Origin of the sequence: Delftia sp. JD2, from assembly GCF_001682645.1 — a bacterium.
Taxonomy (GTDB): domain Bacteria; phylum Pseudomonadota; class Gammaproteobacteria; order Burkholderiales; family Burkholderiaceae_C; genus Comamonas; species Comamonas acidovorans.
On sequence record NZ_LFJT01000021.1, the window covers coordinates 1 to 15,500 of the forward strand.

The 15,500-nt window shown below is 65.4% G+C and carries 19 protein-coding genes; 18 read left to right on the forward strand and 1 reads right to left on the reverse strand.

From position 1 onward, the window contains the following. The 3 genes from ACM14_RS13450 to ACM14_RS13460 all read left to right on the forward strand — a co-directional run. Positions 1 to 521 (forward strand): nuclease domain-containing protein (locus tag ACM14_RS13450; RefSeq protein ID WP_065346398.1); only part of this gene is annotated, 521 nt, incomplete at its 5' end. Positions 522 to 533: 12 nt separating this feature from the next. After that, positions 534 to 887: a hypothetical protein gene (locus ACM14_RS13455; protein ID WP_065346399.1), complete on the forward strand. Its 354-nt coding sequence runs from the start codon at positions 534 to 536 to the stop codon at positions 885 to 887. 13 nt (positions 888 to 900) lie between these two features. Next, positions 901 to 1,203 carry a hypothetical protein gene (locus ACM14_RS13460; RefSeq protein WP_065346400.1) on the forward strand — a complete coding sequence of 101 codons (303 nt, stop codon included), beginning with the start codon at positions 901 to 903 and terminating at the stop codon, positions 1,201 to 1,203. Positions 1,204 to 1,262: 59 nt separating this feature from the next. Here the strand turns inward: ACM14_RS13460 and ACM14_RS32630 are convergent, their stop codons facing one another. Then, a complete protein-coding gene (locus tag ACM14_RS32630) occupies positions 1,263 to 2,702 on the reverse strand; it encodes an IPTL-CTERM sorting domain-containing protein (RefSeq protein WP_084027372.1) in 1,440 nt (479 codons plus the stop codon). A gap of 1,075 nt (positions 2,703 to 3,777) precedes the next feature. On the opposite strand from ACM14_RS32630, the gene ACM14_RS13480 reads away from it, so the two are divergent. The 15 genes from ACM14_RS13480 (at position 3,778) to ACM14_RS13550 (ending at position 15,457) form a co-directional block, all read left to right on the forward strand. Then, positions 3,778 to 4,446 (forward strand): hypothetical protein, encoded by a 669-nt coding sequence (locus ACM14_RS13480; protein WP_065346404.1) that lies wholly within the window; start codon positions 3,778 to 3,780, stop codon positions 4,444 to 4,446. Then, positions 4,443 to 5,786 (forward strand): PBSX family phage terminase large subunit, encoded by a 1,344-nt coding sequence (locus ACM14_RS13485; protein WP_065346405.1) that lies wholly within the window; start codon positions 4,443 to 4,445, stop codon positions 5,784 to 5,786. The genes ACM14_RS13480 and ACM14_RS13485 overlap by 4 nt, the downstream gene beginning before the upstream one ends. 84 nt (positions 5,787 to 5,870) lie before the next feature. Beyond that, positions 5,871 to 6,239: a hypothetical protein gene (locus tag ACM14_RS13490; protein WP_254662049.1), complete on the forward strand. Its 369-nt coding sequence runs from the start codon at positions 5,871 to 5,873 to the stop codon at positions 6,237 to 6,239. Then, positions 6,226 to 8,562: a hypothetical protein gene (locus ACM14_RS13495; RefSeq protein ID WP_065346407.1), complete on the forward strand. Its 2,337-nt coding sequence runs from the start codon at positions 6,226 to 6,228 to the stop codon at positions 8,560 to 8,562. Before ACM14_RS13490 ends, ACM14_RS13495 begins: the two co-directional genes overlap by 14 nt. Before the next feature lies 1 nt (position 8,563). Continuing rightward, positions 8,564 to 8,806, forward strand: a complete 243-nt coding sequence (locus ACM14_RS13500) for a hypothetical protein (protein WP_065346408.1) — start codon at positions 8,564 to 8,566, stop codon at positions 8,804 to 8,806. After that, entirely contained in the window at positions 8,788 to 9,384 is a 597-nt protein-coding gene (locus ACM14_RS13505) for a lysozyme (RefSeq protein ID WP_139093420.1), read from the forward strand. The genes ACM14_RS13500 and ACM14_RS13505 overlap by 19 nt, the downstream gene beginning before the upstream one ends. After that, positions 9,381 to 9,878 (forward strand): hypothetical protein, encoded by a 498-nt coding sequence (locus tag ACM14_RS13510; protein WP_065346410.1) that lies wholly within the window; start codon positions 9,381 to 9,383, stop codon positions 9,876 to 9,878. The genes ACM14_RS13505 and ACM14_RS13510 overlap by 4 nt, the downstream gene beginning before the upstream one ends. 73 nt (positions 9,879 to 9,951) lie before the next feature. Beyond that, positions 9,952 to 10,770, forward strand: coding sequence for a hypothetical protein (locus ACM14_RS31535; RefSeq protein ID WP_139093421.1), 819 nt, complete (start codon positions 9,952 to 9,954; stop codon positions 10,768 to 10,770). A 129-nt stretch (positions 10,771 to 10,899) separates the two neighbouring features. Beyond that, complete coding sequence (locus ACM14_RS32065) at positions 10,900 to 11,880, forward strand: hypothetical protein (protein WP_065346412.1); 981 nt, start codon at positions 10,900 to 10,902, stop codon at positions 11,878 to 11,880. A gap of 8 nt (positions 11,881 to 11,888) precedes the next feature. Further along, positions 11,889 to 12,095, forward strand: coding sequence for a hypothetical protein (locus tag ACM14_RS13525; RefSeq protein ID WP_065346413.1), 207 nt, complete (start codon positions 11,889 to 11,891; stop codon positions 12,093 to 12,095). A gap of 58 nt (positions 12,096 to 12,153) precedes the next feature. Continuing rightward, positions 12,154 to 13,269: a N4-gp56 family major capsid protein gene (locus tag ACM14_RS13530; RefSeq protein ID WP_065346414.1), complete on the forward strand. Its 1,116-nt coding sequence runs from the start codon at positions 12,154 to 12,156 to the stop codon at positions 13,267 to 13,269. A 26-nt stretch (positions 13,270 to 13,295) separates the two neighbouring features. Continuing rightward, a complete protein-coding gene (locus ACM14_RS13535) occupies positions 13,296 to 13,745 on the forward strand; it encodes a hypothetical protein (protein ID WP_016452817.1) in 450 nt (149 codons plus the stop codon). A gap of 80 nt (positions 13,746 to 13,825) precedes the next feature. Then, on the forward strand, positions 13,826 to 14,209 hold the full coding sequence (locus ACM14_RS13540) for a hypothetical protein (protein ID WP_065346415.1): 384 nt from the start codon (positions 13,826 to 13,828) through the stop codon (positions 14,207 to 14,209). 28 nt (positions 14,210 to 14,237) lie between these two features. Further along, entirely contained in the window at positions 14,238 to 14,834 is a 597-nt protein-coding gene (locus ACM14_RS13545; protein WP_175403270.1) for a hypothetical protein, read from the forward strand. Then, on the forward strand, positions 14,825 to 15,457 hold the full coding sequence (locus ACM14_RS13550; protein ID WP_065346417.1) for a DUF6682 family protein: 633 nt from the start codon (positions 14,825 to 14,827) through the stop codon (positions 15,455 to 15,457). The genes ACM14_RS13545 and ACM14_RS13550 overlap by 10 nt, the downstream gene beginning before the upstream one ends. Positions 15,458 to 15,500 lie beyond the last annotated feature (43 nt).

A 15,500-nucleotide genomic window follows, 5' to 3' on the forward strand; every position in this document is an offset into this window, starting at 1 on the left:
GGCGGGCCGCTCCTGCGTCCCATGCCGCCCACGAGCTGGCGCGCGAGCAGCGCCTGGAGGCCCGCGCTGCCCGCGCCATGGCCGAGGCCCGGCCGCGCGCTGCCACTGTGGCGCTCATCGACCAGCACCAGGTCGTGCCCGCGCCGAAGACCGTGGCCAAGCGCAACCCGCGCCTGCGTGCCCTGGCCAAGGGTCAGCAGTGCCTGCTGCTGGTCCCCGGGATCTGCACGAACGACACCACCACCGTGGTCTGCTGCCACAGCAATCTGTCCATCCACGGGAAGGGCGAGCGCAGGAAGGCCGACGACCACTACAGCGCCTGGGGTTGCGCTGCGTGCCATTCCTGGCTGGATCAGGGGCCTGCACCGGCCGCGCGCAAGGAAGCCGCGTTCATGGCCGCGCACCTGCGCCAGGTCCTGGCATGGCGTGCGCTGGCCGGCGCTCCCAACACCGATGCCCGCGACCGCGCCGCTGTGCTGTGGGCGCTGGGCCTGCTTAATGCAACACCCATTTTTTTCTGAGACGGGGAGAACATGACCACGATTGCCCGATACAACGCCCTGCGCCGGGAGCTGCTGCAGGTTGAGCTCGACCTGGCTGCATCCAAACGCGCCTACCTGTCGGACGGTATCAATTGCCCCCGCGGTGCCCGCGCAGTGCTGGAGGAGCGCCGCGCCGAGCTGCGTCTGGAGCTTCACGACCTGCGCGGGCTGGTGGAGGAGTTGCGGGAAGCCGCAAAGAAGGCGAAGGGAAACCAGTTCCTGCTGGCTTTGATTGCCCGGTGCGAAGGGGTTGGCCGCCACGACCTGGTGCGCGCGGCGAGCGCCGAGGCCTCGCAATGGCTACGCGATCAGGGAATGGCCCAGGCATACAGCGCGAAGGTGTGACTACTTGAGCTGCATGGACTGGATGGCTGGCCAGCTGGAGGGCTGGCACGAGGAGGTGGTGCGCCACAACAACCCGCGCCCCGCGGGCGTCATCCGCCCGGGCAGTGGCACCGACGTGCTGCTGCGGTTTCTACGCCAGGCCCCCGGGCGCTGGTTCTTTCATTCCGAGTTGATCCTGGCCCTGGGCCGCAGCAAAGGGGAGATCGATTGGGCACTGCTGTACCTGGTGCGTGAGGGGCAGGTGGAAAGCCGGCTCACCGAGCTGCCGGCACGCAAGCCCGTGCTTCGTTATCGTCTGTCAGCCATTGAGCTTTGACGATACTCAGAAGCAAACAAGGCCCGCAAATGCGGGCCTTGTTTCATTGGCGTGGTTTATCAACGCTGGCGGCGCATACGTCGCAGTCCGAACATCGCCAGGAGAAACGACATCACGAAGATGCCCCACTGCGACAGGGTGGGAATGCCCACCGGACCGGTCGCCGGCAGCGCGAACAAAGCAAATGGGTCTTCAATCGCACCTGAAGTGGTGATGTTGTTGTCGCCTGTCCCGTTGTCCGTCACCTCGTAGACCACGGAATCGCCAGTGACTGTGCCGTACGGAAACCATTTAGCGCTTTCCCCTGGCTGAGGTGGTCCAAACTTGTATGGTTTGACGCTTCCCAGGCTGCCAGCCGGGTAGACCGCTTTCACTTTCAGCGTGCTGCCGGTGCAGCCACTGGCGGCGAAACGCAGTACCCCAAGTGGCGGTGCAGTCTGTACCGGTGCACCGGGCGGAACGCTGCCGTCGATGGTGATGGGTCCATTCAAGTCGCAGCCCGGTGGATTGCCGCTGATGGTGACCATGACCGAACCGCTACCGCCTGGTAGCGACACTGGCGCATTTGCAAGTGCCCTGGGCGTGGCGCTGACAACTGCCGGGGCGCCCGCGTTGACGGCGTTGCGCGCGCGCACCTCGAAGCTGACGGCCGCGCCATTGGCCAAGCTCGAAACACTGCAGGGTGAGGCGGTGCACGCGGTGGGCGCGCCGTTTGCCGTTACCTCGTACCTGGTAATGGCGTTGCCGCCGTCGCTGGATGGGGAAGTCCAGACGATACGGACACTGCCGTCGCCCGGCGTTGCGCTGACATTTTGGGGTGCGCTTGGTACGCCTGCGACCACTGAAATAGTCAGCGTCGCCTGTGGAGCGGGTAGATGTGAGGCGTCGCCAGCTTGGTTAGCTGTCAGTGTGCAGTTGTTGGTGCCCGGCGCCACGCCAGTGACTTGATTGCCGGAGACAAGGCATGTACTGGGCGTACTGGAACCGAACACCACGGAGGCGCCTGAGGTACCCCCAGTAGCGTTGATTGTGCTGCTTGTCCCAATAGAAACGATGGGCGATGCACCCCAAACGATTGACTGAGTCAGCTTGGGAGTGCTGAACGACTGCGTGCTGCTTTGCGCGGTGCCTCCTGAATTTACGGCATAGGCGCGGAAGTAGTAAGTTGCGCCTGGAGTCAGGTTCGTTAGGCTCGCATTTACGGGAGTAGCACCTGCCGCGACTGTAATCGTGCCAGGCGTAGCTGTTGCCAGCACGCCGCCATCGCTGTTTACAGATTGTTGATCGGTGCCAAAGCGGAAGTAGGCTGCACTCACATCAGCCCCTTGTGCGCTCACGCCAGCGTTCAACGTGGCCGCGGTGGTCGTCACATTATCGGCCGAAGGGTTAGCGATAGTGGGTGGCGCGATGTAGAGCAATACGCGTGGTACACCATCGCCCAGGCTTAGGGTTCCATCCAAAGGCACAAGATTGGAGCCGCCGCCGCCGCCAGCAAACATGCCGCCGCCTCCGCCGCCGGCGTATCCACCGCCCCCACCGCCGCCAGCTGGGGCACGTATTGACATTGAGCCACCGCCCTGGCCACCGCCGAAGTTCTGTGGCAGGTTGCTGTTTGTGACTCCTCCGGCCGTGCCGCCATTCCCGCCAACTCGGCCGAAGCCTCCGCCTCCGCCTCCGCCTGCGCCATAACTCACACTCTCTCCAGTAAGGCCTGGTGCGCCCATGTCACCGCCAGATCCCCCTGCGCCATAGGCTCCTGGAGCACCGGTGGCTCCTCCCGATCCGCCTATGGATCCGGATCCCGCGTTGCCCCCATATTGGCTCGGCGTCCCTATACCTGGGCTGCCTGCGTCGCCACCGGGCGTGAAGCCATTACCACGGCCGCCACCGCCCCCTCCACCGGCTGCAACGACCAAAGGCCCCTGGGTCGCGCTAATTGAAGAAATTGCCGAGTAGCCCCCGCCGCCGCCGCCTTCAGGCGAGATGTCATTGCCGTCCGCGCCGTTGTTGCCCGAGCTCATGTAGAGAATCTGGCCCGGCATGACTGAAAGCGTGCCCGTGATGCGCGCACCTCGCCCTCCAGGGCTTGTGCTTATGCCGACGTCCCATACTCCGCTCCTCCCGCCGTTGCCACCAACAACTTCGTAGGTCAGGGCATACACGCCTGGAGGCACGATGCATGTGGCCGATTGGCCTGCGCTGGAACTGCAAACCTGTGCCAAAGCGTGATGGGATGCCACGGATCCCAGTGCGCCCACGAGCAAGGGCAGCCACCAATGCTTTTGCTTCATGGTCCTGTTATCCGGAATTCCGGGCAGCAGACTTCCAGCGGTTTTCGTAGGTTCCTTGATTGATTTATGAGCCCCTCTCAAGGCTGGCCAGCGTGTCGTCAGCATGTTTTTTCCACGGTTGCTTTGTTATGCGAACATTAAATTACAACTGTATCGAGCTGGCTTGTGTCTGTCCTCTTCTTTGATAATTGAGCTGCTGTTTTGTAGTTTTTAAGGCGTGAACCTCAATTGACCGTTGCCAGTGTCCTGCTGGCCTCCGTCCCAAGCCTGTCAGCTTCATGGGATGAGCAAGGAACACAAGCAAGTCCCACAGTGGGAACGCATTGAGCTGGACTACAGGGCGGGCATCAAGAGCCTTCGGCAGATCGCAGGAGAGCAGGGCATCAGCGAGGGAGCGATCCGCAAGCGTGCCAAGCGTGACGACTGGAGCCGGGACCTGTCGGAGCGCATCCAGGAGAAGGCTGAGCAGCTGGTACGCAAGGAGGCGGTACGCAGCGAGGTACGCGCGGAGCGTACTGCGTCCGAACGTGAAGTGGTGGACGCGAATGCGCAGGCTGTGGCCACCATCAGGCTGGCGCACAGGCGGGACATCCAGAGGGCGCGCAAGATCACCAACGCTCTGCTGGATGAGCTGGAGCAGATGGCGGACGCGGACACGGTGGCCTACCTGCAGGAGCTGGGCGAGATGCTGCGCTCGCCCGAAGACAACGGCATGGACAAGCTGAACGACCTCTACCAGAAGGTCATCAGCCTGCCGGAGCGCTCCAAGACCATGAAGGTGCTGGCCGAGAGCCTGCGCATCGTGGTGGACATGGAGCGCCAGGCCTTCGGCATGAACGACAAGGACGCGGGCAAGGGGCCGAACGGCGGCGGCAACGTGGGCCACTTCGAGCTGCACTTCGTGGACGCGCCTGAGCGTGAGCACGATCCACGGGACGGGGAGGGCGCATGAACCTGCTATCCGCCAGCATGCAGGCCGCGCACCGGGCCGAGGAGGAGCCGGACTTTGCCGAGGACTACGAGGTAGACCACTCGCGCGTTCGGGTCGAGTTCCCCTCGAAGCTGCGCGGCCTGTTCCAGCCGAAGCGCTTCAAGGTCATGTACGGCGGGCGCGGCGGGGCCAAGTCCTGGTCCGTCGCCATGGCCCTGCTGGTGATGGGCAGCAACCGCCCCCTGCGCATCCTGTGCGCCCGCGAGATCCAGAAGTCGATGCGCGACTCGGTGCACCGCCTGCTATCCGACCAGATCGCGGCGCTGGGCCTGGGCGGCTTCTACGATGTGCTGGACACGGAGATCCGCGGCGCCAACGGTACGCTGATCCTGTTCGCGGGCCTGCAGAGCCACACGGTGGACTCCATCAAATCCTACGAGGCCATTGACATCGTATGGGTGGAAGAGGCCCAGAGCGTCAGCGCGCGCAGCTGGGAGGTGCTGGTGCCGACCATCCGCCGGCCTGGTTCGGAAATCTGGCTCACGCTGAACCCGGACTTGGCCACGGACGCCACCTATGCGCGGTTCATCGAGGCCGCCGACAGCGACACATGGCTGTGCGAAATCAACTGGCGGGACAACCCCTGGTTTCCGGAGGTGCTGGAGAAGGAGCGCCGCCGGCACTTCAAGCGCGACCCGGACAGCTACTGGAATGTGTGGGAGGGCCAGCCCAAGCGCACCGTGGCGGGCGCGATCTATGCCAAGGAGGTGGAACGGCTCTACACAGATGGCCGCGTTTGCTTGGTGCCCTACAACCCCAAGCTGCCCGTGCACACGGTTTGGGATCTGGGCTACGCGGACAACATGGCTATCGCCATGGTCCAGCGCACGCCTGTGGATTGGCGGGTCATCAACTATCTGCAGGACAACCGGCGCACGCTGGAGAGCTACATCGAGGAGATGGAGAAGCTGCCCTACCGCTGGGGCACAGATTTCTTGCCCCACGATGCAAACCAGGGCGATGCCAAGACTGGGATGACATCTGCCCAAATCTTGGAAGACCTGGGCCGCGAGGTCGAGGTGTTGCCGATCTTCGGCACGGAGGCCGGCATCCGCATGGCCCGTGGCATCTTTTCCACGGCATATGTCGATGAAAGCAAATGCGGGCTGCTGTTGGATTGCCTGAGCCGGTACAAACGCCTGATCGATCCGCGAACAGGGGAGCCGGGCAAGCCGCTGCACGACGACGCCAGCCACGGCGCCGACGTATGGCGCTACATCGCCATGTCCCTGCCGCGCATGGACAACGACACTGTGGGCGCTGTGCCTCTCAGGCGACGCGCGGGCGGGATGGCACGCTGATCCCGTACCAAGCCTGCCACTTTCGCGGGCATGCCTGCATGTATCGACCTGCGCAAAGCGCACCTTCACCGCCAGCATGGGGACTTGCTGGCCGTCTACACCTGGATCAACACCGAGCGCGCGCTGGTCCTGATCCCGGCCTACCGCCCGAAATCACCCTGGTACGTGGTGATGGAGAGCGCGGCCTATCTCTACGATGACCCCGCCTACCTGGCCAAAGCCTGCGTCAAGGCCTGCGAGGTGCTGGGCATCGAGCCCAACCGGCCGAACTGGGTGCGTGTGGCCACCATCGTCAACGAGGGCCTGCCCGACCTGGTGAGCATGCCCAGCGAGCCCACATGGCAGCGCGCGGGCCAGGAGTTCGGCACCCTGGTGGTCAAGTCCGATGGCAAGGAGATCGCGGCCGAGGCCCTGACCATCCCGGACCTGGGGGCCGAATATGTCCCAGCTTGAGGCCCGCTTCAACCGTCGCGCGGGCGTGGGCGAGCGCATCCTGAACGACGTGCCGCTGGAGTTCGACGCCGACGAGGAGGCGCCGCCGCACCCGCTGGACCAGCCCGAGGCCCGCAAGACCCTGCGCACGCTCCTGAGCTGGTACTACCGTGAGCGCGAGATCCAGGCCGAGAACCGCCTGCAGATGTCCATCGACGCCGACTACTACGACGGCGACCAGTGGGACCCGGCCGACGCGGCCACGCTGGAGGAGCGCGGCCAAGTGCCCCTGGTGTTCAACGAGGTGGCCGTGATGTGCGACTGGCTCATTGGCACGGAGCGCCGCGCGCGCGTGGACTGGAGCGTGCTGCCGCGCGCCGAGGACGACGTGCAGCTGGCAGACGTGAAGACCAAGGTGCTCAAGTACGTCAGCGACGTGAACCGCACCACCTTCAACCGCTCGCGCGCCTTCGAGGACACCGTGAAGGTGGGCGTGGGCTGGGTGGACTCCGGCGTGCGCAACGACCCCACCAAGGACATCGTCTATGACAAGTACGAGGACTGGCGCAATGTGCTCTGGGACTCGATGGCCATGGAGCCGGACCTGAGCGATGCGCGCTACCTGTTCCGCACGCGCTGGGTGGACGAAGACGTGGCCATCACCATGTACCCGCAGCGCCGCGACGTGCTGGAGCGCGCTGTGCTGCGCGAGGAGGAGTTCAGCGCCCAGCAGTGGGCCGAAGATGAATTCTTCTTTCAGGGCCACACCAGTGAGCGCCACGTCAGTGGCACCAGTGGCAGTTACCTGGCCGGCGGGCGCGGCAACATCGACAGCGAGGCGCGGCGCCGCGTGCGCCTGATCGAGTGCCAGTTCCGCATGCCGGCGTCCGTGCAGGTGGTGACCAGCGGCCCCTTCAAGGGCTCGTTCGTGGAGCCCTGGGACCATGCGCTGCGCGCCGTGGTGGGCGCTCATGGCGGCTCCATCGTGGAGCGTGTCGCCATGCGCATGCACGTTGCGGTCTTCACCGAGGGCCATCTGCTGGCCCTGGGCCCAACGCCCATGCGCCACAACAGCTTCAGCCTGACGCCCATCTGGTGCTACCGGCGCGGTCGGGACCGCATGCCCTACGGGGTGGTGCGCCGCGTGCGCGATCTGCAGATGGACCTGAACAAACGGGCCAGCAAGGCGCTGTTCCTGCTGTCCACGAACCAGATCTTTGCGGAGAAGGGCGCCTTCGATGACATCAACGAAGCGCGCGAGGAGGTCAACCAGCCGGACGGCGTGGTGATCTACAGGGCCGGCAAGAAGTTCGAGGTCCACCGCGACAGCGAGATGGCGGCCGGCCAGGTGCAGATGATGACGCTGGACGGCCAGGCCATCCAGAAGTCCGCGGGCATCAGCGACGAGAACCTGGGCCGGCGCACCAATGCCGTCAGCGGGCGCGCGATCGAGGCCCGCCAGCTGCAGGGCTCGGTCGTGACCACGCAGCCCTTCGACAACCTGCGCTTCGCTGTGCAGATCCAGGGCGAGAAGCTGCTGAGCCTGGTGGAGCAGTGGTACACCGAGGAGAAGGTGATCCGCCTGTCCGGCCACAAGGGCCGGCTGGACTGGGTGAAGGTCAACCAGCCCGAGGTCCAGCCAGACGGGAGCGTGCGCTACCTGAACGACATCACGTCCAGCATGGCCGACTTCGTGGTGTCCGAGCAGGACTATTCCGGCACGTTGCGCCAGGTCATGTTCGAAAGCCTGAACCAGCTGGCGGGCCGGCTGCCGCCCGAGGTCGCCATCCGCATCATGACGCTGGCCATGGAGTATTCGGACCTGCCGAACAACGACCTGGTGGCCGACGAGCTGCGCAAGCTGACCGGCGAGCGCGACCCCAACAAGCCCCTCACGCCCGAGGAGCAGCAGCAGGTCCAGCAGCAGATGCAGGCCCAGGCCGAGGCCCTGCAGATGCAGCAGGAGAGCGCGCGCCAGGCGCTGGCCGAGCAGCAGGCCAAGGTCCGGGAGATCAACGCCCGCGCCGAGAAGCTGGAAGCCGAGGCCGAGCAACTGCGCGCCGCCGGCGGCAACCCGGCGCTGGCCCAGCAGATGGAAGGCGTGGCCGCCACCGTGCGCCGCGATGCCGACCTGGAGCTGGACGAGCTGCGCCGCAAGCTGGCCAAGACCCAGGCCGACCTGGCCAACAAGACGCTGCAGATCAAGGGCGACCAGGACGTGCGCCTGCAGGTGGCCCACATCGAGGCCGACTCGCGCGAGCGCGTGGCCCAGATCCAAGCCCAGAGCCGCCAAACGCTCGACGCCATGTCGGGCCGGCTGAACCAATTCGACAACAAGGACTGATATGGATCGAGAAACCATCGTGCGCACGGCGGCCGTGGAGGGTGCCAAGGCCGCGCCGCCGGTCACGGTCGTGGCCACCAACGTGGCCAACGGCTGGACCATGACCCACACGGCCACGGCCCTGACCATCCTCTACGTGGTGCTGCAGGTCATCTACCTGCTGTGGCGCTGGAGCAATGAGCGCGAGGACCGCCGGGCGCGTCAGGCGCAGGAGCTGGCCGCAGCATGCGAGGTGCGGTCGTGAGCGGGGGCCGAGTGTCGGCTGCAGGCATGGGGATCGGCGCCGCCATCCTGGCGTCCTGGATCGCGGCCGAAGGATTCAGCGCCGCGCCCATCATCCCGGTGCGTGGCGATGTGCCCACCATCGGCCACGGTGCCACGCGCTACGAGGACGGCACGCGCGTGACCATGGCAGATCCGCCCATCACCAGGGAGCGCGCCCGCGACCTGGCCGCGAACCTGCTGGAGCAGCAGTACGGGGCCTGCGTGCGCGATTCGCTGGGCGACACGCTGGTGCATCCTGTCGAGTTCGCCCAGGCCGTGGACTTCGCCGGCCAGTATGGGTGCGGTGCCTGGCGCGGCTCCTCGATACTGGCCAGTACTCGGACCGGCGACTATGCCGGCGCCTGCCAGGCCTACCTGGCCTATCGCTTCATGACCAGCACTCAGCCCCTGCAGGGCTACGCTGCCTACCAGTGGGGCGCGGGCGGTCAGCCCACCCGGTGGCGCTTCGACTGCTCGGCGCCGGGCAACAAGGTTTGCCGTGGTGTCTGGACCCGCCAGCAGGCGCGGCACGCGGCGTGCATGAGTGCGCAGCAATGAGCGTGCGCGCCATCACCCATCTGGCCGCCGCCGGCCTGGCCGCGTTCTTGACCTGGAGCTACCAAGGCGCGCGCCTGGGCGCAGACCTGGCCGAGGCCCGCGCCGCAGCCGTGGGCGAAAAGCTGGCAGTCAGCGCAGCCCAGCGCGCGGCCGACGCCCGCGTGCGCAGCGCTGAGCAAGCCATCAACACCAACTATCAGGAGGCGCTGAATGCTGCCCGAACCCGCGTGGCGCTGTTGCGCCGTGATCTTGACCAGCTGCATGCTGTCTCTGACAGCTTGCGCGAGCAATCCGCAGATGCCGCCCGCCGACTTGCCAGTGCTCCCCCCGCCGCCGTCCTTGAGTACGCCACTGCCGTCAACGCCGTATACGACGACTGCCGAGCAGCGTATGAAGATATGGCTGCAAAAGCTGCGGGGCACGGAGCTGACATTCAAGCCTTGGTAGCTGCTTGGCCCCTCCGCAATTTGGTTGCCACACAACTCTCGAACTGATTTCTATTCGTCAACGATTGCAATTGCACATTGGTCTGTGATACATTGAGTTACTTTTTTTGGATTTGTTTATATGGACATTGCTCGCTGCACGGAAGATGGACAAGTTTACAGGGCGGAAGTCTTTTCTTCTTTTCCCTCAAGTGACCTGCAAAGAATGCGAAGGCAACTGGTCTGTTCAGAATGCAATGGACCGGCTTTTTTTCGTAAGAAATCTACAAGTGGTCGCGCCGCGTGTTTCGGAGCCAGGCCGCATCGAGACGATTGCAGTCTAAAGGCACAAGATTCTGAACAAGTTGTTGAGGGGGAGGGCGCAGAAGAAGATATCCTGAACAATCCGGGCGAGCGCATTGTTGTTGACATAGCATATGGGACGCAGCAGAGGGAGGTGCACGGAGGCGGAGATGATGTACGCGGACGTGCTGGAAGAGCCCCACGATTCAGCGGGGTGAATCCTCGCGCGGATGCCAGAATGCATCGGCGTTTGAGCTCACTGCTGCGCACGCTGGTAGAGGCCCCTGACTTTGAGTATTCATCTCAGCTCATGGAAGTTGCTGGTCTGGATGAGATAACCGTACGAGATTTTTTCGTACGGCTGCTTTCGGCAAGTCGAGGTATGCGTGGTGAGGTGCGAGGATGGTGGGGGACCATATCAGATGCCAACGATGGCAAAGATGGAGACCTATGGATAAACAGTGGAGAACGAGGGAATTTTAGTATCTGCGTTCCCGAGGAGATGAGGAACGAAGTGGCAAGGCGGTTCCGATTTAATGAAAATGAAGACCTTGCTGGTGCATACGTTCTGGTCATCGGTGATCTCAGGGTCTCTAAATATGGAAAACTTTTTTGCGTGATTGATTCTGCCGATCACATCGCAATACGGTTGACTTAGATTTCATCCTGATGGATAGGGTGGCCGAATTAAACTAGTTTGGCCTCTTATTTTTTCTGGTCGGTCCTGTGTCCCGTCCGTACCAAGCCTGCCACCCTGCCGTGATCCAAACCACGAAAGGGTGCACACATGTCCCACAACACAGATGACCACCTGCGCTTGCTGTCGGATGCCGAGCGCGAGGCCATGGAAGCCGACGACAACGACTACGACCCCGAGGAAGACAACGCTGCAGCGCTGGCGGCCCTGGGGCGCGGCCCCCTCGATGCGCAAGAGGAAGAAGAGGGCGACGACGACGCGGCTGACGCGGGCAAGGGCAAGCCCGAGCCCAGCACGCCCACCGAACCCACTGAAACCACCGGTGCGCCCGCTGCAGCGCCTGCAGCCGCTCCTGCTGCAGCGCCCGCAGAACCCACCGATGCCACGCAGCCGACCGAAGCACCGGCTCCGAACCCGCAGACTGCCCAGCAGGCCGGCGGCTACCGCGCGGAGCTGCCCGCCGACTATGACGCCCAGGTGAAGGCCAACAAGGACGCCGTGGCCGCCGCCCGCGCCAAGTTCAACGAGGGCGAGCTGGAGCAGGCCGAGCTGGACGCGGAGCTGGACCGCCTGCAGGACGAGCGCGACCAGTTGCGCGACATGAGGACGCGGGCCACGGTATCGGCCGAGATGCAGCAGCAGTCGGTGCAGCAGGCCTGGAACAACACCATCAACACCTTCTTCGAGGAAGCGGCCCAGAGCGCAGAGCTGGGCATCGTGGACTACCGCAAGGACGCGGCCAAGCAGGCGGACCTGGACGCCATGGTGCGCGCGCTGGGCGCGGCGCCCGGCAACGAGCACAAGCCCATGCGCTGGTTCCTGGAAGAAGGGCATCGCCGAGTGGTGGCCCTGCATGGCATTGCCACGACCAAGAAGACTGCGGACGTGCGGCGCAAGCCTGACGCCTCGGCCGTGGTCACCAACCTGGCCGACGTGCCCGGCGGCGCGGGCGATGCCGATCCCGTGAGCGATGAGTTCGCCGAGCTGGACAAGCTCACTGGCCTGGACTACGAGCGCGCGCTGGGCCGCCTGTCCGAGGACAAGCGCGCGCAGTACCTGCGTTCGCTGTGAAGGAGCCCATGGCACAGACAACTGCATCGGCGCCCGACATGCGCCGCATCTTCATGGAGCTGCGCACGGGCGATGTGCTGGAGGTGGGCGGCGTCCGCATCCAGCTGGAATACAAGAAGGGGCAGGCCGCACGCATGGTGATCGCGGCGGCGCCGGATACCTGCGTTCGCAAGATCGCAGCGGCCTCGCGGCCCGTACCAAGCCTGCCAACCTGAACACCGAACTTTTTCAACCGGGGCGCTGGAGTGCTCGCTACCACACAGGAGCACTCCTATGGGCAAAACAGTGGTGGGCGTGAACAGCCCCCGCGCGGTCAAGCGCTTTTCCGGCGACCTGGCTCTCGATGTCTCTCAAGCCTCGTACTTCGGCAAGCGCTTCGCGGCCGTGGGCCAGGGCGCCAAGACGCCAATCCAACTGCTGACGGATCTGGAATCCGAAGCTGGTGACCTGGTCAGCTATGACCTGCTGGCCGAGTTGCGCATGGCGCCCGTCGAGGGCGACGATGTGCTGGAGGGCAAGGAAGAAGGGCAGCGTTTCTATACCGATGAGCTGTACATCGACCAAGCGCGTGGCGGCGTCAACACGGGCGGTCGCATGTCGCGCAAGCGCACGCTGCACGATCTGCGCATGCGCGCCAAGCAGCAGCAGGCCAACTGGTGGGGCCGCTTCCAGGATGAACTGACCTTCACCTACCTGTCGGGCTCGCGCGGCGTCAATGCCAACTTCATCCTGCCGCTGGGCTACCAGGGCCGTGCCAAGAACCCGCTGACGGCGCCCACGCCCAACCAGCACCTGTTCGGCGGCGATGCCACGGCGGTGGCCAACCTGGATGCCACCGACAAGATGTCGCTGGCCGTGGTGGACCGTGCCCGCGTGCGCGCAGACAGCCAGGGTGGCGGCGCCACCAACATCCCCGTCATGCAGCCCTGCGTGGTCGATGGCGAGGAGGTGTTCGTCATGGTCATGCACACCTTCCAGGAAGACGACCTGCGCAAGGAAACCGGCACGGGCGGCTGGCTGGAACTGCAAAAGGCTGCAGCCGCTGCGGTGGGCTTCAAGTCGCCGCTGTTCAAGAGCGCGCTGGGCATGTACCGCAACGTGGTGCTGCACTCGCACCGCAACGTGATTCGCCACAACGCCCACGGCGCCACGGGCGACCTGGAAACGGCGCGCGCGCTGTTCATGGGCGCGCAGGCGGGCGTGATGGCCTTCGGCTCGCCGGGCACGGGCATGCGCTACGGCTGGCATGAGGAAACCCGCGACAACGGCAACCAGGTCGTGATCACCACGTCGTCCATCTTCGGCGTCAAGAAGTCGGTCTTCGAGATCGAGGGCGAGAAGCAGGACCACGGCGTCTACGGCATCGACACGGCCGCTGCGTCGCGCTGATCCCCACCGAACGAAAGGAGTCATTCATGGCTTTCAAGCAACTCAGTGCCGTGGCCGCAGGCCATCAGGCCCCCATCACCCCCGGCGGCTCCGAGCTGGTGCGCTCGCGCTTCGGCCAGCCCCTGGCAGTGGCAGACCACGCAGTCGGCGCCCGTGGCGTCATCGGCATCCTGCCCGCTGGCACGCTGCCCGTGTCGCTGTACATCCGTGTGCCGGCCGCCCTGGGCGCGGGCTTCAAGGCTTCCATTGGCCTGGCGGATGCGGCTGGCGACATCAGCGCTGCGGCCGACGACGGCGGTGGTGCCTGGGTGACGGACAACGACGCGGGCGCGGCCGGCGGCTATGTGCACCTGGTGCCCGCAGCCTTTGCCAAGCTGGTGCCCAAGGACGAAGACCGCCGCATCGTCCTCAAGGTCACAGGCGCGGGCACGGCCGCAGGCCTCTTCGCCCTGGATCTGGTCTACACGAACGCCTGACAGCGTGTGCGTGCCCCGCAAGGGGCTTTCCCCCGGTGGCATCGGCTGCCGGGGCTTTTTGAACCCCGGAGAACCAAAACATGAAGCTGTTCACTTCGCTGCCCGCACGCAAGGACGGAACCCTGATCGTGCGCATCAAGGGCGCCACCTATGTTTTCGAGGGCAAGCCGCTGGCCTGCGAGGTCGAGAACGAGGCTCATGCCGAACACCTGCGCGCTGGCAACTTCCAGACCGAGGAGGAGTTCGACGCCGAGCAGAAATTCCAGCGCCTGGCCGCCGAGCGCGAAGCCCGCCGCGCGGCCCTGGACGGCAAGGCCCCGTCCTCGCGCGGCACCTTCTCGCCCGGCGTGGGCCCGGATGATGAGGACGATCTGGACGGCGGCACAGGTATGCCCCAGGAGTCCGACTCCACTCCCACCGGCCGTGTGCGCAAGGCCTCGCGCGCTTCCAACGTGACCGGCTGATCGCACCATGGCCAGCTGGGAGAACTGGATGCCTGAGCTGGTACTGGCTGCCCCCAAGGCGCCGGTCCCGCTCATTCACCTGGCGTTGAACCGCGCCGCGCGCACCTTTCTCAAGGCAACGCGCGCCTGGCAGGAATGGCTGGAGCCCACGGACGTGACTGGCGAGGCCTTCGCCGAATACACCTTCGAGCTGCCCCAGGGCGCCGAGCTGCTGCGCCTGGAGCGCGCCACGCTGGCCGGGCGCCCGCTGGAGGTGGCCAAGGCGCGCGACCTGCCGGCCGATCCCTGGCAGCATGAGCTGCGCGGCAAGCTCTACCTGGTCACGACGAACCTGCGTGAATTCACTGTGCGCACGGGCAGTGTCGGCCGGCTGCAGGTCTACGCCTCGCTGATGCCGTCCCTGCGCGGCAACAGCGTGCCCGACGAGGTGGCCTCGCTTTACCACGAGGCGATCCGCGAAGGCGCCAAGGCCGAGCTGCTGGCCACCGAGGGCACGGACTACTACAAGCCCGACCAGGCCGGCGTGGCCCTGGCGTTCTTCCAGCGCGCCATGGATGACGCCACAGCCGACGTGTGGCGCTCCAACACCAGCCGCGGCTCGCGGGGGAGGGCATCATGGCTTTGACCGTGGCCCAGCTGCTGGACGATGCAGCGCGCGACCTGCAGGACAAGGGGCACATTCGCTGGACCCGTGCGGATCTGCTGGACTGGTTCAACGCCGCGCAGCGCGCCTTTGCCGAGCAGCGGCCCGACCAGATGGCCCAGCCGCGCGACCTGGTGCTGGCCGCCGGCTGGCGGCAGGAGCTGCCGGCCGACGTGCTCACGCTGATCGACATCACGAACAACGCCAACGCCACGCAGCGGCGCATCACCAAGACCGACCTGTGGGTGCTGGACGCTGTGGCCGGTGCTTGGCGCTCAGGCTCGCCGGGCCGCGAGGTTCAGCACTACATGCACGATCTGGGCACGCCGCAGGAATTCCTGGTCTATCCGCCCGTGGCCGCCGGCACCAAGGTGCGCGCCATGGTGGGTGTCGCGGCCGTGGACCTGGCCGACGAGAACGGGACGCCCAGCGTGCCCGAGCGCTGGATGGACGCGCTGCGGCACTTCGTGCTGTTCCGTGCCTGGTCCATCGACGCCGAGTTCGGCGGCAACGCCACCATCGCGGCGGCGCACCGTGCGCTCTACAACGAGGCGCTGGGCATTCAGGCCCAGGCAGCAGCAACGACGGCCGTGGCGCAGAAGTAAGCACAAGAAATCCCCGGTGGTGACCAAGCCTGCCTATACTGCG